This window comes from Borrelia nietonii YOR (assembly GCF_023035795.1).
Lineage (GTDB): Bacteria > Spirochaetota > Spirochaetia > Borreliales > Borreliaceae > Borrelia > Borrelia hermsii.
In genome coordinates this window covers 459,668-480,201 of sequence record NZ_CP073148.1, presented here as the reverse complement: position 1 = coordinate 480,201, position 20,534 = coordinate 459,668, and the positions used below count along the sequence as shown (strand labels likewise).

Sequence of the window (20,534 nt, the reverse complement as noted above, 5' to 3'; positions counted from 1 at the left end):
AAAATGACAATCTCTAACCTTTGTTCCAGGTCCATAACTTTTCTCAAGTTAGATACCATTAACAATACTTAAAAAGTCCATAAATTCAATTTAAAATAAGCAAATACTTTAAAAATTACATTCAAATTTAAAAGAAAAATTATTAAGGATGGTGTCATCTTGGGTTAATAATATTGATATCATAAAATATGACAAATTTAAATGCATATTCTTACCATAGATTCTTGCATATAGATCAAACTTATGTAATATTTTCAAAATAAATTTGATATCTAAAATTGAGTAATTTTTAAGTCCTATCTTATAAATTTTCTCTAGTGAGAAAAATATTTTATGCTTTTTAAAGACAGATGAAATGTTATGTGAACTCTCATAATCCATTTTTATCTTTAAAAATTTTTTGAATTGCCAACCAAGACTCATTAAAATATTAATTAAATCTTCTCCTTGCTCCAGGATGGATTTAACTTTAACTAAAGCACACTCCATATCTTTTCCCAAAATTGACTCAAATAATGAAAATGAATTCTCAATGCGCACAAAGCTAAGCCAAGCATTTATATCATGTTCATCAATGGTTTTATTTTTAATCATAAGGGCAAAGGAATTTATATAAAACTGCAAAATCCTAGTATCTGCATCTAACATAAAAAGCATTAAATTTACGGCTTTATCTGTAATTTTAATTCCAAGCTTTAAAAAACTTTTCTTTACAAATACAAACTTATCAGTATCAGATAGCTCATAAAAAGTTTTCTTAACTATATTCAAAGAACCTTTAGGATCAAAACTGATTGAATTTTCATTAGAAATAAAAATAATAATCTTATTTAAAGGCTTTAAGATCGTACTATAAATTAACTCTAAATCTTTCTTATTTTTTAAATTTTCAGACTCATAAATAATAAAAACTTCCCCTTTAGCAAAAAGAGAATTGGTCAAAAGCCGCTCAGAAAGCTCATATGATGATAATTCAGACATAAAAAGCTTAGTAATACATATATCATCAGCATTCAACTTATTAAAAATATCATTTAAATAAGCTTCTTTTAATCCTTGTTCTTTTCCTAAGAGTAAATAAATTTCTTGCATTTAAATAACATTATAATTCAAGTAATAAATATGTTATACTCCAATTATTAGGATAAAATATGAAAATTGCAATATTCACAGATACATATCTTCCAAACAAAAATGGAGTAGCAACATCTATAAAACAAATTAAAGAAGGATTTGAAAGAAAAGGTCACACCGTTTATATTTTCTGTCCACAATCTCAAAAATCAGACTTAAGAGAAGAACATATTTACAGATGCTTCTCAATCAAATTGAACCGCACATTAGATGCTAACATAGCATTTCCAAACGAGATGAAAATAAAAAATATAATACAAGAATATAAACCTGAAATAATTCACACGCATTCAGAATTCACTATGGGGAAAATCGGAAAAAAATTCGCCCTACAATACAATATCCCAATCGTTCATACAAACCATACAATGTGGGATTATTATCTACATTATCTAGGAATTCTTAAATACTTAATTAAACCAGACAAAATGATGAAGCAATTTTATGATCAAATTCATCATTTCATTTATCCATCAACTAAGGCACATGATAAATATTTTCATCTTGCAAAAAATGCTGACTACAAAATAATCCCAAATGGAGTCGACAGAAAAATTTTCATAAAAAACCTAAGTCAAGAAAAAAGACAAGAAATTCTAAATAAATATGGAATAAGCACAAACGATAAAATCATAATCTCTGTTGGAAGAATAAATAAAGAAAAAAATATATGTTTATTAATGGAACATTTAAAAAAACTTTTAATTGAAAACAAAAATTGCAAGCTTATCCTCATAGGAAGGGGCAAAGAAGAAACTAAGGTAAAGCAATTTAGAAAGCAACATGGACTTGAAAAACAAATAATACTAATTGGAACAATTCCATGGGAAGAAATGTATTACTATTATAAAATATCCGATGTATTTGCAAGTCTATCAAGAAGCGAAGTATATCCAATGACAATAATTGAAGCATTAACTGCCGGAATACCTGCAGTACTTATTAATGACACAATATACAAGAATATAATCCATCAAGGGCAAAATGGATTCTTAATAGACAATTATGAGGATATATACAAATACATGAAAGAAATAATAGAAAACAATGAAAAATTACAAACTTTAAAAAAAAATACAGAAGAGACATCTATGATGTTCTCAAGCTCATTTTTTATAGAAAAAATTGAACAGTATTATTCCGAAATCATTAATAACTCAAGATATTAATGCAATTTGCTAAAATCCACAATATGAATGGGAAATTTTATTCCCATATCACTTAAAATACCTTTAATATTTTCTGCTATGAAATATTGAAAATCCCAAAAAAACTCAGTCTTTACAAAACATCTAACTTGCATGACTACGTAATAAGGCGTATATTCCTTTACAATAACACTGGGGTCCTGAACACTATATTGTTCTCTATTAATTGAGAATGCCAAATTTTCTATCTTGCTTTTAAGAACATCAATATCTGTATCATAAGGCACTTGAAAACTGAATGCAATCCTCCTTTTAGGATTTGCAGAAAAATTAGTAACCGATGTACTTGTAAACTTACTATTTGGAATCTTAATAATCTTACCATCTACAGTCTTAAGTGTAGTAAAAAATATCTGAATATCATTTACCTCACCCTCAACATCATCACAGCTAATGTAATCACCGATTTTAAAAAAATTGGAATTTAGCACAATAAATCCACTAACAAAGTTAGATAAAATTCCTTGAGCAGCAAGACCAACTGCAAGACCTAGAGATCCAAATATAGCAAAAATAGAAGTGGTAGGAACACCAAGATAAGGCAAAATCACTAGAATTAACACCATATCTGTCATCACTGCAAAAAATGACTTAAAAAAATTAAGAACAGTAGAATCTAGTTTTGTCTCCAACTTAGATTTTTCAAAAGCCTTAAAAAAAAATTTACCCATCCTCTTAATAACAAATCTTAAAATGTACCACACTAAAAGTGCTACTAAAACTTTTAATCCATAACCTAGTACCGTTTCAAAAATTGAATTAATATAATCCTGAAAAATAAATATTTCTTTAAATAAATTTAATGTTTCTGACTGTTCATTCATAAGCTACCATGGTTATAGTAAAAAAAATAATTGAAAAACACAATCTTTACAAAAAGTATTACTAAAAAAAATTAATATATAAAAGCATCTATCACAATCAGCATTACATAGTCACTGTGATAAAATGTAATTTAATCTTAATACTTAATACCCTTTAAAGTTAGGATAAGAAATGCATGAATAAAACAAAAGAAACATCATACGAATTACTAACATTATTCTTTCTTGTATTAAAAATAGCAACAATCACAATTGGCGGGGGTTTATTAATAATATCCGAACTTAGAAAAGTAATCGTCAATAAAAGAAAGTTAATATCGGAGAAAGACTTCAATGAAATATTGGCAACATCAAACGTAATTCCTGGGGTAACAGCGATTAATTTTGCATTCTTAGTTGGTAAAAAACTTAAAGGATTTAAAGGTGCAATTATATTAACTATTGCTGGGATCTTACCATCCATATTTGTAATAACAATTATAGCCCTTTATATAAACTTAAATCCAAATAACATTTATTTTCAAAAATTCCTTGAAGGTGCAAAAATATCATCAATAATGATAATGTCAATGATCGTATTCGAATTCTCAAAAAAAATGCTAAATAAATCAATGCGAAAATGGATAACATGCTTATTAATAACATATGCACTATATAAATTTCATATAGATCTATCACATATATTACTAACATTTTTATTAATATGTTTGGTAACATATACAGTAAAGAAAATATTTATGCAAAAAAAGGTACAAATTTGATTCTAATAAATTTATTCATTACATTTTTAAAAATAGGAATTTTAAATTTCGGTGGAGGAAATGGCATCGCAACGATAATTAATAAAGAAATCATTGCTAATAAGGGATGGATAACAAAAGAAGAATTTATTAATATCATTACAATATCTAGAATTACTCCAGGTCCTGTTGCTACCAATATAGCAACATATGTTGGCACCAAAGTAGCTGGTATTACCGGCGCAATAACTGCCACAATAGCTCTAATAACTGCGCCAATATTAATTATTACCCTTATAACATTAATACTGCATAAGATAAACTTCTTAAATTACTATCTCGAAAACCTAAAACCTGTAATTATCGCATTATGGATAATGACCATAGTTATTTTATTTGAAAGTATATTGTTAAAAACAAACCATAATAATATAGGGCTTTTAAAAAGCTCTGTACTTGCAGGATTGAACTTAATAATTATATTACTTTACAAAAACATCACTCCTGCAATACTAATCATATCCAGTGGAATACTATATATTTTTATGTAAAGATGATTAAACAAAACTTAGAACTAACACAAAAATTACAAATAACACAAATTAATACAATCAAAATACTAAGTCTTGACAAACAAGAATTAATAAAAATTATATTAAACGAAATTGAAAATAATGAATACCTTCAAATAGACTCAAATAAAATATTTTTCGAAACACTAAAAACTTATAAATTTAAAAAAATTTTCTACAAAGAAGATGATAATAATAATAAAACACAATATGAGATTGCACTGGCTAAAACATCACTCACAATTTTTCTTAAAAAACATCTTTTACTACAACTAAGAATTCAAAGACTCAGCAAAGCTGAGCTTAACATAGGAGAAACCATAATAAATAATCTAAATAACAAAGGATTTTATATAATCAACCCTTATGATTTCTTTCAAGAAGAAGATTGTCCTCAGGTAACTAAAATGATCAAACTAATTCAACAATTTGCTCCAATAGGATTTGCGTACCTAACATCATAGAATCATTAATATTACAAGCAAAACATCATAAATTAGATAGCAATATAATTAAAATTCTTGAAAGAGCAGACTTGCTTGAAAATACTCAAGACAAGCTAAAAGAAGAACTTAACATCAACACTCAAGATTTAAATGATGCTCTTAACACAATTAGACTTAAGCTTAATCCTAATCCCACATTTGAGTTTAAAGACAAAAATGATACAAATAACTATATTGAACCAGATATCATTATTATAACTAAAGGCAATGCACTGAAGATAAAAATTAAAGGGGTTAACATTTTCAAAAAAGACGTTAAAAAACAAGAAATTAAAGATTCAAAAAAAATATAAACAAGCAAAATGGTTAATTGAATCTTTAAGATACAGAGATGAAACACTAGCTAAAATAGGAATAGCAATATATACATTGCAAAAAGAATTCTTACGAAGGGGTTTCAAAAGTCTACGGCCAATAAAATTAGCTGACATATCTGAAAAAATTAATCTATCAAAATCAACTATATCAAGAACAATAAAAAATAAATACTTAAAATTCGACTGGGCACAATCTTAATTAGAAAACTATTTAATTCAATAGGCGGTGCTAAAACAAATGAATTTTCAAAATTAAGTATTAAACTAATAATAAAGGGAATATTAGAACAAAATAAAATATGGTAGATAATCAAATTTCTGATATACTAAAATCTAAAGGAATCACTATTTCAAAAAGAACTGTAAATAAATATAGAAGTGAATTAAAATTTGAAGGAGAAATTTATGGAACCTAAAATACAAGCTATTAATTACCATTTAAGCAATAGTACAAAAGATTTTATTATAAAAAAATTAGAAAAACTTGGGACACACATTAAACAAAACTCAGAAAGTCTCAAAATTACAATAAAAAAAGAAAATGATATTTTCGACATAGATGCTCACCTTCACTTTAATTGGGGGAAAATAATACATATTAAAGAAGAGGGCAAAGAATTATATGCCTTAATAGAAAACTTAATAGAAAGATTGCAAAATACAGCAAATAAAGAAAAAAATAAAAAAGATACAGTAAAATAAACAAGTAAAATTAAATGCAAACAATAACAATTGAAATAACTAATAAAGAAGGCCTTCATGCAAGGCCATCAAGTATGATTGCAGAATTTGCAAGCAAATACCCTTCTTGTAATATAAAATTAGTTACAGAAGATGGAAGAGAAGCTGATGCTAAATCTACAGTTGAAATTATGATACTTGGGGTTATATATAAAGAAAAAATAAAAATCATCGCAAGTGGCAAAGAAGCAACTGAAATAATTGATAAACTATCAGAACTATTAAAATCAAACTTTAAAAAAGAGATGAAAGAATGAACAAAAATATCTTATATAAAACATTATTTATCATAAATCCTATTCTTTCATTTGGAATGGCAGACTACATGAAAGATACAGGCAATAACATCGACGTCAAAATTTCTTCCTTCATAATGAGTCTAGCAATTATTGTAATATCATCTAGTCTCCTTGGCAACTTAGTTGGCAAATTTGGAATCCCAAAGGTAATAGGACAAATAACAGCAGGCATACTTCTAAGTCCAACATTTCTTGGAAAGATTAAAATACCTTTATTATTTCCATTAGGCATCATTAGTGTTGGTGAGAATCACTTAATAAATGAAGAAATATTTGCAATATCAACAATAGCCTCAATCATACTACTCTTTATGGCGGGCCTTGAAACCAACTTAAAATTATTCCTTAAATTCTTACCACGTGGGGGATTAATAGGGATAACGGAAGTCATTGGTACTTTTACAAGTTTTGCATTAATATCTACTATTTTGTTTGATGTACAACTCATTAGTTCCACAGCTCTTTTTATAGGAATTATTGCAACACCTTCTTCTGCAGGAATTGCTGCAAGCATACTCTCAGCCAAGAAAAAAATGAGTACATCAGAAGGAGTTACAATAATATCAACTTCAATAATTGATGATGTTCTCTCAATGATTATGCTAACAAGTGTAATAACGATAACAAGATCACTCTCAGATCTTGATATCGCAATCTCAATTACAGCAACAATTAAGAACATACTAATTTGGTTTTGTCTAACATTTATATTAATCTTATTATCAGAACCAATTTCAAAATTACTCAAAAGCTTTAATAGTGTCACTTTAGCAACCGTGATAACTATTACTTTCACTTTTATTGTTGCAAGCTTTTTTCAAAACATAGGGATGTCATTTGTAATTGGGGCTTACATATTTGGACTTGCCATGTCAAAAACGGATATTGTATGTGTAATCCAAGATAAATTAACAATATTTGAAAGATTTTTTATACCAGTATTTTTTACATCAATAGGGCTTATGGCCGACATTAATGTAATATTATCAAAAGAAGTCTTAATACTTGGAACTCTGCTCAGTCTCATAGCCATAGCAACAAAACTTATATATTGTTTCATTCCATCATATTTCTTAGGCTTTAACAAGCTAGGTGCACTAAGAATAGCTTTTGGAATGGTTCCAAGAGGTGAAATATCATTAATTATCGCAAATGTAGCACTTTCCTCTGAATTTATAAGTCAAAAAATATTTGGAATGATAATAATCATAGTCTTCTTGCCAACAATTATTGCAACACCAATAATAAATATTCTATTCCAAATAAATAAAAATGGCTTAAAGAAAGAAATTAAAACAGAAAAAAATACCCAAATCACAGTATCATTTAAATATGACAACCTAACAAAAATACTTGTATGGGATTTAAAAAATGAACTTAGAAACGAGGGATTTTTTACTCAACAAATAAAAAATGACTTCTCACAATACATAAATGCAAGACGTAATGATATTTCACTGTCAATAAAAAGAGAAGGAAGCAAAATTACATTTGAATGTCCAAACAAACATCTAATTATCATACAAGATTTATTTAGAGAAACTATTTTAAACTTAGAGAGAATAACTGAAGAAGTTAAAACTGTCTCTGTGAAAGCACAAAAATTAGACTACTCAATAAATTATGAAAAAATACGCGGTAATATCACTCTAAATAAAAGAATTAAAAAGGAAAATATTATTTTAGATTTAAAAGCAACAAATAAAATTGAAGTATTAAGAGAACTACTCAGTGTAATAAAAGTGGAAATTGATAAAGAAACAATATTACAAGACTTAATGGAAAGAGAAAAACTTATAACTACAGCCCTTAAAGAAGGATTTGCAATACCTCATTTAAAGACTAATTTAATTAAAAAAATGCATATTGCTATTGGAATCAGTCATAATGGAATTGATTTTAATGCCATTGATAACAATTTAAGCCATATATTTATATTAATACTATACCCAGCAAAAGAGCATGTTAATTATCCACGCATCTTATCATCTATTGTGGGTAAAGTTGGTTCTAATAAAAAAGCAATGCTTAAAGCTAAAACCGATAAAGAAATTTATAATATAATAGTAGGATAAATTATGTTCAAAACCATTAGATGCAATCAAATAAACGATAAACTTCTAAACCAAAAGATAGAAATAAATGCCTGGGTCAAAAAAATAAGAGAACACGGAAAAGTTACATTTATTAATCTTAGAGACAGATATGATGAAGCACAGGTACTTGTAAGTGGTGAAAAGCTTTTAAAGATAACATCTCAAATAAAGATGGAATACTGCATTAAAGTTCAAGGAACATTAGAGCTTAGACCTTTAGAACTTGCAAACAAAGAAATGAAAACAGGAGCATTTGAAATACTTGCAGAAAATATAGATATAATCTCAAGATGTAATGAACTGCCCTTTATGATTGAAGACAATAATAATGCAAATGACAATGCAAGACTTGAATATAGATATTTAGATTTAAGACGCGAAGAACAAAAACAAAAAATAATATTAAGAAGCAAGGTAACACATATAATTAGAAATTACTTAACAAAAAAAGACTTCCTAGAATTAGAAACCCCAACATTTGTCAAATCAACCCCAGAAGGTGCAAGGGATTTCCTTGTTCCATCAAGAATACATAAAGGACACTTTTATGCTCTACCACAATCACCACAAATTTATAAACAACTTACGATGGTAGCTGGGCTTGATAAGTACTTTCAAATAGCTAGATGCTACAGAGATGAAGATTCAAGGGGCGACAGACAACCAGAATTCACACAACTTGACCTTGAGATGAGCTTTATAAAAAAGGAAAATATATTTAAATTAATGGAAAACCTTATGTTCGCCATTTTCAAAAATACATTAAATATTGCCTTGCCCAAGAAATTCAAAAAAATGACTTATAAACATGCAATGAACACATATGGAAGCGACAAACCAGATACTAGATATGAATTATTAATACAAGATATGAGTAAACATTTTAAGAGGTCTTCATTTAATATCTTTCAAGACATACTACAAAATAAAGGCACAATAAAAGCACTTATCATAAAAAATCAAGCTCATAATTTTTCAAGAAGCAAGATTAATAATTTAGAAGAACATGCCAAAATTTATAAGGTACGTAATCTTTATTTTGCTAAAATAGAAAATAATGAATTTTCAGGGGGCATTGCCAAATTTTTAAATGAAATAAAACAAACTTTAATTGAAACTTATTCACTTGCAAACAACGACATAATATTTTTTATAGCTGATTCATGGGAAACTGCTTGCAAAGCCATGGGACAAGTTAGAATCAAGATTGCAACTGAACTTAATCTCATAAACAAAAACATATTTGAGTTTTTATGGATTTATGATTTTCCATTGTTTGAGTATGATGAAGATACAAAAAGTTACCAAGCAGCCCACCATATGTTCTCACTTCCCAAGCAAAAATATATCCACACTCTAGAAAACAATCCAAGTAAAGTCCTAGGAGAAGTTTATGATCTTGTATTAAACGGCATGGAACTTGGTTCAGGTTCAATCAGAGTGCACACAAGAGAACTTCAACAAAAAATTTTTAACATAGTGGGATTTAAAGACGAAATAGCAGAAGAAAGATTTGGTTTCTTTTTAAAAGCATTAGAATATGGCGCTCCTATTCATGGTGGGATAGCCATTGGAATTGATCGGCTCTTAATGCTTATGACACATTCAAGTTCAATAAAAGATGTAATACTTTTTCCAAAAAATTCATTCGCAGCCAGTCCGCTCGACAAAGCTCCTTCTAGGATTTCAAATGAACAACTAAGAGAATTAAATTTAACAATTGAAAATTATAAAAATTAAGGATACCATGGCATCCTTAATTACAACTCATAAAAGCAACAAAATTTATTCAATTACAATCTTTTTCTCTTGGGTTTTCTCAACAACTTCCGGCTTTTTAGGAAGATTAATAAGCAAAACACCATTTTTTAGTTCTGATTTGATTTTATTTTGATCAATATTTCCAGATAATCTAAAACTTCTTGAAAAAGAGATATCTCTTCTCTCTACTCTCAAGTACTGATCATTTTGCTCTTCCGCCCCATCCTTACTCTCATAACTTATTGTCAAATAATCATTTTTAATTACAATTGATATATCGTCTCTTTTTATCCCCGGTAAGTAAGCTTCAAGAGCAAATGACTTACCCTCATCCTTAATATTAACCGGAACATTTTGAACGCCTCCAGAACGCATAAAATCAAAATCATCATTCAAAAAATCTATAAAACTTTTCTTATAATTTGTTAACCACACATAAACCTCCTTTTTTACCAATTCACATAAAATCCTATACAAAACCATACCAAGCATTCAATTTTAAGATTGAATTAATATAAAAATAAATAAACAAAAAGCATAACGATGATGAGCATTGATGAAACATTCAATATAATAAGACGTATATTCATTATACATAAACACACACAAATAAAAAAGTCGCCTTTTTAGGCGACAAAATTCAAATTCTTAATTACACTTATCTCAATTTCTATTAATATTATTAAGATTCTTGCAAGCAAGCTTTACACGTTCCTTCATGCTAATCTCAGATTCTCTAAGCCACACTCTTGGATCATAAAATTTTTTATTTGGAACATCAGCATCATTACCATCGCCAAGCTGCCCTTGTAATCTATTTTCATTTTTCTTATAAAAATTCAATATACCTTCCCAAGCAGCCCACTGAGTGTCTGTGTCAATGTTCATTTTAACAACACCATAAGAGAGTGCTTCATGAATCTCTTCCATTGTAGATCCAGAACCCCCATGAAATACATATGAAACAGGTTTTGGATTGCTTGAATTAGTCTTTGATATAACGTAATTTTGTCCGTCTCTTAATACTTTAGGAGTAAGTTGAACATTTCCAGGCTTATAAACCCCATGAACATTTCCAAAAGCCGCTGCAATTTGAAAATTAGGACTAACTTTCATAAGTTCAGAATACCCATAGTAAATATCCTCAGGAGTTGAGAATAACTCATGCTGTGCTCTATCTGAATTATCAACACCATCTTCCTCACCACCAGTAATTCCAAGCTCAATTTCCAAAAACATTTCAATCTTGGACATTCTCTCTAAAAATTTTTTTGATATTTCAATATTCTCTTTAATTGGCTCTTCAGATAAATCTAACATATGTGAGGAAAACAAAGGTTTTTTATGCTCTTGATAATATTTCTCTCCATACTCTAAGAGTCCCTCAACCCAAGGAATTAATTTCTTTGCACAGTGATCTGTATGAAGAACAACAGGCACTCCATAATACTCTGCCAGCAAATGAACATGCATAGCACCAGAAATGGCCCCAAGTATAGAAGTTCCCTGAGGTTTTTCAACCTTAAGTCCCTTACCACAAACAAAAGCAGAACCACTATTTGAAAACTGTATCATAATAGGAGAATTAATTTCTTTAGCTGCTTCCAAAACAGCATTAATTGAATTTGTACCTACACAATTAATTGCAGGAATCGCAAATCCTTCACTCTTGCATATTTCATATAAAGTATGCAGGTCTTTACCATAAACCACTCCAGGCTTAATCTTATCTAAAACGCCCACTTACAATACCTCCTTCCTCATAAATTGACATATATTTTATATATTTTATATTATATACCTTAAAACCCAAAATTGACCCTACTTTTAAAAAACAAAATCTTAAAAAAACAATAAATACAATAATTCCATGCAACAGATACACAACAATACACTACTTAACTATCTTAGATTTATACCAATTTGCAAATTTTTTTATTCCCTCTTTAATAGAGGTTAAGGCCTCATAAGCAAAATCATTCTTAAGTTTCGAAATACTACAGCAACTCTCCACAACATCTGCTTTTTGCATGGGCAAAAAATTTTTACAAGCTTTATTTCCAAGATTTGTTTCAAGCTCATCAATAAACCCCATAAGCTTAATAGCATGTCCCGTACCTATATTGTATATCTTATAAGGGGCAAGCGAGCTTGAAGAATTGGGATTTTGTGTATCAAAATTATGATCACTCTCAGCTGGCTTTTTAAGTACACTATAAACACCATCTACAACATCATCAACATAAGTAAAGTCTCTAGCCATATTTCCATTATTAAAAACATTGATGGGAGTTTGTTTTGTAATACCATCTGCAAATAAATATAATGCCATATCAGGTCGTCCATAAGGCCCATAAACCGTAAAAAATCTTAATCCTGTTGTCGGGATATTAAAAGATGAACTGTAAGCATGTGCTATTACCTCATTAGATTTTTTGCTAGCTGCATATAAATTTAAAGGATGATCTGTAATACTATCCTCATTTGAAGGCATCTTTTCATTTATTCCATACACTGCAGATGTTGAAGCATAAACAAAATGCTCAATATGACTTTTATGTATTCTGCATGCATCTAAAACATTAAAAAATCCAACAATATTAACTGAAATATAACTATCAGGATTTTCAATACTATCCCTAATACCGGCCTGAGCTGCTAAATGACAAACATGCGTAAATTTATACTTAGAAAAAAGGGATAAGACTTGCTCTTTATTTAAAATATCAAGACAAATAAAACTTAAATTATCATATTTATTACTTTGAATAATTTTTTTACTACATATATTCTCACGATCAAACCCTAAAACTTTTAATCTTTCATATTTCAAATTAGGTTCATAATAATCATTTATAACATCAACACCTAAAACCTCATGCCCATTATCAGCAAGCCTCTTGGCAACATGAAATCCAATAAATCCTGCAATACCTGTTAAAAACACTCTCATACAACAATTTCCATCAATTACTACATAAACAATAAATTGACTATCTTAAATCCTAATAACCATAAAGCACCAACTAATTAAATATTAGTAGTTACAGCTTAAGCAAAGCTTAAAGTTAAATCATCAGCTTATAAATATTGGAAGTTGAAATTTTACTTCCTAACATTAGCATCCCTTTTTTGATAACTACGAAAATTATTATTATATTTACTACTCCTAACATAAGAAATTCGAACTCGCTTTAAATTTCCATCTCCCTCACTCTCTGTCTTAATATCATTATAACGATTTAAAGTAGTATGAATAATTCTTCTCTCAAAAGGATTCATTGTTGGCAAAAGAATAGAACGCCTACTTCTTTTAACCTTATGCAAAGAATTTATTGCCAAATTAATAAATCTTGATTTAAATCTTTCTCTATAATCCTCAATATCTAATATTATTCTATTAAAATTACTATTATCTCCAATAAGTCTAGATACGTAAACATTTACCAAAAGCTGCAAAGCATCCAAATTTCTTCCTTCTCTTCCAATTAAGATATTTGGACTGTCTGTTTTAATAGAAATTTTAATATACTCACCTTCTCTAGATTCAATATTTAAATCAACACAATACCCCATTTTATTTATCATTTCCTGAATAAAATCCAAAGCCTTATTATAAACATCTTCATTAATCTGAACCTCAGATTTCAGTGAGTCTTTTCTCACATGAGGAGATACTTTTATCTTAATCATCTCTTTTTTAAATAAAAATCCAACCTTTTCCTTATCCAAAATCTCTACATCAAACTCACCTTCTTTTAAATCAAGATCTCTCATAGCTTTTTTAATTGCTTCCTGTTCTGTTTTTCCATAAAATTCATAACTCATCTGTTCCTCCTTTCAGATACATTCATCTTTATATAGTATTGTTGCAAAATAGTAAAAATATTGGTTGTAATCCAATAGATTAAAAGTCCTGATGGCATATCATACAGTATGAAAAAAAACATAATGGGCATACCAAAATACAAAATTTTCTGTTGTGATCCAAGACTTTTAAAACTAACATTAGAACTAATTATTGTAGAGATTAGTTGAGTAACCATCATAATAAAAGGTAAAATTCTAATATCAGTCCACATAAAAACTTTATACCCAAAATAATATATGCTATCACCAATTGACAAATCATCAATCCAGCCTGGAATAAAACTAGCCCCCCTTAGCAAAAAGAAATTATTCACAAGGCCATAAAGAGCAAAAAATACAGGTAGTTGTAAAAGAATAGGAAAGCATCCTCCAAGGGGATTAACTCCTTCTTCCCTATAAAGTTTACCCATCTCTTCATTTAACCTCTTAGGATCATTTTTAAATTTTACTTGTATCTCTTTCATTTTTGGCTGTAATTTAGAAAGTTCTGCTGTAGCCCTAAAACTCTTAAAAGTCAAAGGAAATATAAGTATTCTTACCACAATTGTCAAAAACATTATTGAAAGTCCCCAATTAGGAATAACATTATAAAAAATTTGCATTATCAATTGCATAGGAACTTGAATAAAGTATAACAAGCTCTTCTCTACAGACATTCCAAATTCAACATTAGATAAACCAAAACTATTTAGATCCTCTTTATTAAAAAGATCTAAATATCCATTATCTTTAGGACCTGCATAAATATAAAAGGTATCACTAATATTTTTATTACCTACTTTGTTTAAAATAAAAGCCTTTAAAATTTTACTTTCCTGTTTAAATTCAACATTCATATTTTCTTTTGAAACTAAAACTTCAAAATATTTAGTACCCGAACCAACCCACTTAGGACTAATAACACTTAAACCGTCCTTACCATATCTAAGCTTAGTATCAAAATAAATAGCCTGAGATAAATAATTATTATATTGCAGCTTACCTCTCTCGCTTAACTTTTCAATATCAGAACTTAATACAAACTTATAAGAATCAATATCAGAATTATCATTAGCATCAATGTTATTTAAAAAGATTTCAAGCTTGATTAAATATTCGTCTTTGCTTGAAAATGTATATCTCTTTATGTACTCGTAATACTTGCCATTATATTCAAAATTGGTCTTAAAATCATGCGTATAGTCATCTACTCTATCGTACGCAAACAAATCTCTAGTTAAGTTATCAAGGGTAACATAAAAAAGACTTTCCCTATCCATATTAACCTTAACCATCTCTGTTGGTTCTCTTTCTAAATTTAAATGCTCCTTAAGCTTTAAAGAAATTAAATCTCCCCTAAATGTCGAAAAAGTAGCATAATATATGCCAGTCTCAACATCAACGTTTTTAGAATTAGCACTTAAATTTAAAGCATAATCTTCATCAATTGAAGAATTATCAATATCAAAATCACTATCCAAGTTAAATCCAATTTCTTTGTCCATTACAGAAGGAGATTTTCGAGAGAAAAAGATATCATCAATAAGCATAAAAGTACCAATAAAAAATAAAGACAAATAAATAGCTCTTAAAATTCTTTTACTCTGACTCACATATTCCTCTTCATGATATACACAATTATATTCCTTAGCATCGTCTCAACTTCATAATAACTAACATCTGCTTTTTGAGGATAAACTACGAAAATAAAGTCAACATACTTATCTTTAAGTAAAGCAAATTGTTTCCTAAAACATTCCTTAAAAATCCTCCGAACACGATTCCTCTTAACAGCACTTTTAAAAATTCTAGGAAAGGTCACAAGTACTCTAGAGATAGCTAAACTTGTAAACTCATAAAATACATTAACCCCTTCTATCCTAATAAATCTACCTTTTTTAAAAAGATCTTGAATTTCTACTTTTGATTTTATGCTAATATTTCTTTCTTTCATCAGAAACAGTTAATTTTGATCTTCCCTTAGCTCTTCTTCTGGCAAGAACAAGTCTCCCGCCCTTAGTTTTCATCCTAGCCCTAAATCCAAATTTTCTGTTCCTCTTAACCCGACTCGGCTGATAAGTCCTCTTCAAAAAAGCCCTCCAATTAAAAACATTCTCTACTCATAAGATATAAGTTAAACACTACAATATTATATTATACAATTGCAATTGTCAATAAAATCATCTTAGTAAAACCTTTACATCCAATATTTCAAGACCTGTAGACTCATTTATTAATTTTATTATTTTTGATCTATTAAAAGAAATGCTATATAAAATACTTGAATTCCCTACAGCAACAAATAATATCTTATTATCTTTTAAATTCAATAATTTAACTCTATCTGCAAGGTCTTTAAATATAATTTGCCAATTTTGAGATAGTATAAAACTGGCATTGAGCTTTTCATTAGCACATATATCTGAATCTAAATATTCTTTAAGTACATCAGCGGCTTTCTTAAAGTTCAATCTTTCCATTCTTAACCTTATATACTATAAAATTACTCTCTTGTTTAATATCATAACAGTCATCTAAAAACGTAAAGAAACATTGAGAATCCTTTGGCAAAATATCAAAAACTCTCTTCCGTCTCGTACTATCCAATTCCAAAAATACATCGTCAAAAAGCAAAATGGGAGCTATCCCAAATCGCTTATTAAAAATAATGACCTGAACAACTCTATAGATCAAAGCAAGTGCCCTGGTCTCTCCTGTTGAAGAATGATGAGTAAACACCCTCTCACCACTTAATACCTCATATAAATCTCTATGCGGACCTATTAAAGTAGTCTCATTTAAAAGTTCATCCTTTTCTTTTAAAAATAAAAGATGTAAAAATTCATCTCTCCCACAACATGTAACAGAAGGCAAATATTTAATCTCTAAACTATAAGAAACATTAAAAATCAATGAATAATAGTATTTAAAAAATTCATAAAAATGCTTGATAAAATTTTTCCTCATTCTTGTTATCTCAAAAGCACAATCAACAAAAGCTTCATTATAAACTTTAAGCAAATCTCTATTGCCTTGTTTTAAGATCAAATTTCTTTGCTTCAAAATCTTTCTATATTTCCTAAGAGAATCTAAATAACTTAAAGAAACAAGACTTATTGCCTGATCAAAAAACCATCTCTTCTTAGCGGGAGCTCCAATAATAAAGGCAGTATCATAATTTGAAAAAACTATTGCTGGAATATTTAATATCAAATCTTTCCTATCCTTTATAAGGCTATCATTAACCTTTATTTCTTTTCTTCCATTCCTAAATGATAAACTAATCTCTGCGTCCTTTTCCATAGTTTTACAAAAACACTTTAAATAAAACTCAGTCTTGCCATATGTAATAAGTTCTCTATCGGTATTAACTAGAAATGAAGACGCAAAAGCAAGACAATAAATAGCATCAAGAATATTAGTCTTGCCTGAGCCATTTTCTCCACAAAGATAAATATTATTAAAATCAAAATTAATAACCTGATTTTTTATATTCTTAAAATTAAAAAACTCAATTTTCTTTATCATCTTGCCAATAAAAGAATTTTAGTTTAGTACCATAGGCATTATTAAATGAATGAAGTCAAAGTTATCAGGTTCATTCAATTTTAATATACCTCCTCCACTAAATTTTATCTCTAACTTTGAAGTATCAAATACACCCATTGCCTCAGTAAGATAAGCACTATTAATAGCTATAACTTCCTCACTCCCCTCATAATCATAATTGGGATCTTGTATGAAAAATTCTCCCTTTCGTCCTGTAATTGAATCTTCTGCCATAAGTCTTAGTTGATTACTGGAGAAACTTAAAATAACCTTTTTAGACCTCTTATCTGTGTAGGAATTTACCCTTGAAAGCCTATCTTTTAAAACACTAATCTCAACTAATGATCTGTTTTGTTGGTCGTTTGGTATGATACTTTCATAATCAGGATAATTCCCATTTATAAGACTGCAAGCTATTTTATAATTATTGAATTCAACATAAAACTTCTTATCAGAAACCTTGAGCTTTATCATGCCTTCTCCTATCATCATCTGCTTTAGAAGATTAAACATTTTAACAGGCACTATGAAGTTAATATCCTCTTCAAATACTAATTCTGTTTTATATACAGACATTCTATGCGAATTAGTCGAGACAAGTGTTAATGTAGAGTCTTTGTCCTTTGTGAAATAAATCCCATTTAGAACATTCTTAGATTCATCATGTGATGCTGAGAATGATATCTTGTTTATAATCTTCTTAAACTCTTTTTGGTTTAAATCAACTGTAAAATTATAAATCTCTCCATTTATGTCATAATTATAACTTTCAATCTCTTCATTAGAAAAAGTCGGTTCACTTAAATGATCGTTTGTGCAATTCTCACTTTTATTTTCTGATTCTCCAATAATGTTTAGTCTGTTCTCATCTTCTCTAAATTTTATTTTTAGTTCATTGTACAAATTTAGCGCCTTTACAGCATCTGCAAAATTGGAAGCATTAATTAATACCTTGAAATTTTCTGTTGAAACAATTGGAATTGTACTTTCAAAGAAGATGTTTCTATCCGTTGCTTTTATCGTAAGGTTGGAATTTTCTACTTCAAGTAGCATTGCACTCCAAATATCATTTATGTTTCTGTTTAAAATTATGCTTTTGGCTTTTTCAATCTCATCCGAGATTTGTTCTGTATCGCAAAGTATGAATTTTTCATTCAATGTCTTACCCCCTTGTATTATATTATCATCTCTTCTTAGCTTTTATGAATGCAAATTTTGTTTTGATTATTTGTGTGTTTTTTTCTTATATTTATATAGTTGTATTAGTAGAGGGCTGTCTAATTGTCTAATTCTATATATCTCCTTATCCTGTAAGGAATAATATATGTCTAATTGTTTGCGTTTTTTGACGAATTATTTGTTTGATTTGTTCAAAAGTATTTTGAATTTTATGAATTTTTTAGTTTTTGTTTATTTTGTTCATAAGTTCTATGATTAAATTGTTAATTTCTAGGTCATTGTTTCGCTCTTTATCTATCTTATTTATTGAATAAAGCACCGTTGAATGGGTTTTTCCCCCAATGATTTTCCCTATTTCAATTGTTGAAAGCTCTGTAAAATTCCTCAAAAGATAAGCATAAATATGTCTTGCTTTTGTGATTTCAGGTTTTTTGCTGTTGCCTTCAATGTCCTTATTTGTAAGTTTTAATTCCCTTAAGATAACTTTTTTTATGCTTTCAATGTTTATTTTATTATGTATATTTGTGTTATCGTTCTCATAAACTATTATCTCTTTAATTATTTTGTCTACTGTGCTAGTGTCAATTTCTATATCTTCAAGGTCTATGTGAGCTTTTAATTTGGTTACAGCAGCTTCAAGGTCTCTTATGTTTGTTGTAACTTTCTTAGCAACTAAGTTGAGAATGCTTTTTGGAACTTTAATCCCATCTTCTTCTGCTTTTTTTTCTATAATTGCTACTCTTAATTCAAAGTTTGGTTTTGATATGTCGACATTTAATCCTCTTGTAAATCTGCTTTTAAGTCTATCTGTAAAATTTATGAGTTCTGAGGGTTGTCTATCGCATGTAAATACCATTTGTTTATTATCTTCATAAAGAGCATTGAAAGTGTGAAAAAGCTCTTCTTGTATGCCTTCTTTTTTCTGTAAATCATGAATATCATCTAGTAGTAGCATATCTAGATATCTGTATTTCTTCTTAAATCTTTTTGTTTCATTTGTTTTTATGCTTTCTACAAATTCATTTAAAAAATTTTCAGCAGTTACGTAAAGTATTTTAAATTCTTTATGTATTTCTTCTGTTTTATTACCTATACTTTGAAGTAAATGTGTTTTGCCAAGACCAACCCCACCATAAATTAGGCATGGATTATATTTTTTACCAGGATTTTTTGCTATTGATAAGCTTGCATTATATGCAAGCTTATTATTTGGGCCTGTAATGAAGTTTTCAAATGTGTATTTCTTTTTAAGAAAAGGATTTCTATATTTCATGTGAATTTCTTCTTTCGTAGTGTATTGTTTTGTACTCTCTATTATATTTTTGGTGTGAATTTTAAAGGCCGTTCTTTTTTCCGGCGAATCTTGTTGCATAGAAATGTCTTTTAATGAGATATTTTTTGATTCCATGTTATGAGTCTTAGATTCATTTGGTGGATTTATAAATTCAACATTAATTGTATTATGGCCTTTTTCAATGAGAATTTCTTTTATTCTTTTTGAAAATCTTTTTTCTACTTGATTTTTATGAAAAGAATTTGGAGCAGATATTTTTATACTCTCATCAGTTGCATCTATGAAATATAAATTTTCAAACCATATGTAAAATTCTTCCTCAGAAAGCTCTTTTCTTATTGCTGCTAAAATTAAGCTCCATATGTTTTTTCCCTCTTGCATATATTATCCTCGTTGATTTTGGCTTTTTATTATTATATCTTTTTTGATTATTAGTATATATGTATGTATAAGTATATAGTATAA

20 protein-coding genes and 1 pseudogene are annotated in these 20,534 nt (G+C 28.4%); 8 read left to right on the top strand and 13 right to left on the bottom strand.

What is annotated here, in order from left to right; translation table 11 throughout:
* Positions 1–108: 108 nt before the first annotated feature.
* Positions 109–1,092, bottom strand: a complete 984-nt coding sequence (gene holA / locus bhYOR_RS02265) for a DNA polymerase III subunit delta (protein ID WP_025399781.1) — start codon at positions 1,090–1,092, stop codon at positions 109–111.
* A gap of 59 nt (positions 1,093–1,151) precedes the next feature.
* Here holA and bhYOR_RS02260 point away from each other — a divergent pair, with 59 nt between their 5' ends.
* Positions 1,152–2,303, top strand: coding sequence for a glycosyltransferase (locus tag bhYOR_RS02260; protein ID WP_025399780.1), 1,152 nt, complete (start codon positions 1,152–1,154; stop codon positions 2,301–2,303).
* Here bhYOR_RS02260 and bhYOR_RS02255 read toward each other — a convergent pair.
* Complete coding sequence (locus bhYOR_RS02255) at positions 2,300–3,166, bottom strand: mechanosensitive ion channel family protein (RefSeq protein WP_025399779.1); 867 nt, start codon at positions 3,164–3,166, stop codon at positions 2,300–2,302. The two genes, bhYOR_RS02260 and bhYOR_RS02255, sit on opposite strands and share 4 nt — an antisense overlap.
* Positions 3,167–3,342: 176 nt before the next feature.
* On the opposite strand from bhYOR_RS02255, the gene bhYOR_RS02250 reads away from it, so the two are divergent.
* The 7 genes and pseudogenes from bhYOR_RS02250 (at position 3,343) to aspS (ending at position 10,177) form a co-directional block, all read left to right on the top strand.
* A complete protein-coding gene (locus bhYOR_RS02250) occupies positions 3,343–3,927 on the top strand; it encodes a chromate transporter (RefSeq protein WP_025399778.1) in 585 nt (194 codons plus the stop codon).
* The gene (locus tag bhYOR_RS02245) at positions 3,924–4,457 is read left to right on the top strand and encodes a chromate transporter (RefSeq protein WP_025399777.1); all 534 of its coding nucleotides are present in this window, start codon (positions 3,924–3,926) and stop codon (positions 4,455–4,457) included. The genes bhYOR_RS02250 and bhYOR_RS02245 overlap by 4 nt, the downstream gene beginning before the upstream one ends.
* A 2-nt stretch (positions 4,458–4,459) precedes the next feature.
* A pseudogene (gene rpoN, locus bhYOR_RS02240) lies at positions 4,460–5,717 on the top strand (RNA polymerase factor sigma-54).
* Complete coding sequence (locus bhYOR_RS02235) at positions 5,707–6,003, top strand: HPF/RaiA family ribosome-associated protein (protein ID WP_025399776.1); 297 nt, start codon at positions 5,707–5,709, stop codon at positions 6,001–6,003. The pseudogene rpoN and the gene bhYOR_RS02235 overlap by 11 nt, the downstream one beginning before the upstream one ends.
* Positions 6,004–6,017: 14 nt before the next feature.
* The gene (locus tag bhYOR_RS02230; protein ID WP_025399775.1) at positions 6,018–6,299 is read left to right on the top strand and encodes an HPr family phosphocarrier protein; all 282 of its coding nucleotides are present in this window, start codon (positions 6,018–6,020) and stop codon (positions 6,297–6,299) included.
* Between the two features lie 56 nt (positions 6,300–6,355).
* The gene (locus tag bhYOR_RS02225) at positions 6,356–8,416 is read left to right on the top strand and encodes a cation:proton antiporter domain-containing protein (protein WP_407933127.1); all 2,061 of its coding nucleotides are present in this window, start codon (positions 6,356–6,358) and stop codon (positions 8,414–8,416) included.
* Positions 8,417–8,419: 3 nt separating this feature from the next.
* Positions 8,420–10,177 carry an aspartate--tRNA ligase gene (gene aspS / locus bhYOR_RS02220; protein ID WP_025399773.1) on the top strand — a complete coding sequence of 586 codons (1,758 nt, stop codon included), beginning with the start codon at positions 8,420–8,422 and terminating at the stop codon, positions 10,175–10,177.
* A gap of 45 nt (positions 10,178–10,222) precedes the next feature.
* Here the strand turns inward: aspS and bhYOR_RS02215 are convergent, their stop codons facing one another.
* The 11 genes from bhYOR_RS02215 to dnaA all read right to left on the bottom strand — a co-directional run bounded on the left by bhYOR_RS02215 (position 10,223) and on the right by dnaA (position 20,450).
* Complete coding sequence (locus bhYOR_RS02215; RefSeq protein ID WP_025399772.1) at positions 10,223–10,633, bottom strand: Hsp20/alpha crystallin family protein; 411 nt, start codon at positions 10,631–10,633, stop codon at positions 10,223–10,225.
* A gap of 228 nt (positions 10,634–10,861) precedes the next feature.
* Positions 10,862–11,941 carry a class II fructose-bisphosphate aldolase gene (gene fbaA / locus bhYOR_RS02210; protein ID WP_247088179.1) on the bottom strand — a complete coding sequence of 360 codons (1,080 nt, stop codon included), beginning with the start codon at positions 11,939–11,941 and terminating at the stop codon, positions 10,862–10,864.
* Between the two features lie 151 nt (positions 11,942–12,092).
* Complete coding sequence (locus tag bhYOR_RS02205) at positions 12,093–13,151, bottom strand: NAD-dependent epimerase/dehydratase family protein (RefSeq protein ID WP_025399770.1); 1,059 nt, start codon at positions 13,149–13,151, stop codon at positions 12,093–12,095.
* A gap of 152 nt (positions 13,152–13,303) precedes the next feature.
* Entirely contained in the window at positions 13,304–14,026 is a 723-nt protein-coding gene (gene jag / locus bhYOR_RS02200; protein WP_025434047.1) for an RNA-binding cell elongation regulator Jag/EloR, read from the bottom strand.
* Entirely contained in the window at positions 14,023–15,660 is a 1,638-nt protein-coding gene (gene yidC, locus bhYOR_RS02195; RefSeq protein ID WP_025434046.1) for a membrane protein insertase YidC, read from the bottom strand. Before yidC ends, jag begins: the two co-directional genes overlap by 4 nt.
* Positions 15,657–16,001 carry a ribonuclease P protein component gene (rnpA, locus tag bhYOR_RS02190; protein ID WP_025399767.1) on the bottom strand — a complete coding sequence of 115 codons (345 nt, stop codon included), beginning with the start codon at positions 15,999–16,001 and terminating at the stop codon, positions 15,657–15,659. Before rnpA ends, yidC begins: the two co-directional genes overlap by 4 nt.
* The gene (gene rpmH / locus bhYOR_RS02185; protein WP_025399766.1) at positions 15,982–16,137 is read right to left on the bottom strand and encodes a 50S ribosomal protein L34; all 156 of its coding nucleotides are present in this window, start codon (positions 16,135–16,137) and stop codon (positions 15,982–15,984) included. Before rpmH ends, rnpA begins: the two co-directional genes overlap by 20 nt.
* 90 nt (positions 16,138–16,227) lie before the next feature.
* On the bottom strand, positions 16,228–16,527 hold the full coding sequence (locus bhYOR_RS02180) for a DciA family protein (RefSeq protein ID WP_025434045.1): 300 nt from the start codon (positions 16,525–16,527) through the stop codon (positions 16,228–16,230).
* Positions 16,508–17,575 (bottom strand): DNA replication/repair protein RecF, encoded by a 1,068-nt coding sequence (recF, locus tag bhYOR_RS02175; protein WP_025434044.1) that lies wholly within the window; start codon positions 17,573–17,575, stop codon positions 16,508–16,510. Before recF ends, bhYOR_RS02180 begins: the two co-directional genes overlap by 20 nt.
* Positions 17,576–17,593: 18 nt before the next feature.
* The gene (dnaN, locus tag bhYOR_RS02170; RefSeq protein WP_025399763.1) at positions 17,594–18,754 is read right to left on the bottom strand and encodes a DNA polymerase III subunit beta; all 1,161 of its coding nucleotides are present in this window, start codon (positions 18,752–18,754) and stop codon (positions 17,594–17,596) included.
* A gap of 241 nt (positions 18,755–18,995) precedes the next feature.
* On the bottom strand, positions 18,996–20,450 hold the full coding sequence (gene dnaA, locus bhYOR_RS02165) for a chromosomal replication initiator protein DnaA (RefSeq protein ID WP_025399762.1): 1,455 nt from the start codon (positions 20,448–20,450) through the stop codon (positions 18,996–18,998).
* Between the last annotated feature and the right edge of the window lie 84 nt (positions 20,451–20,534).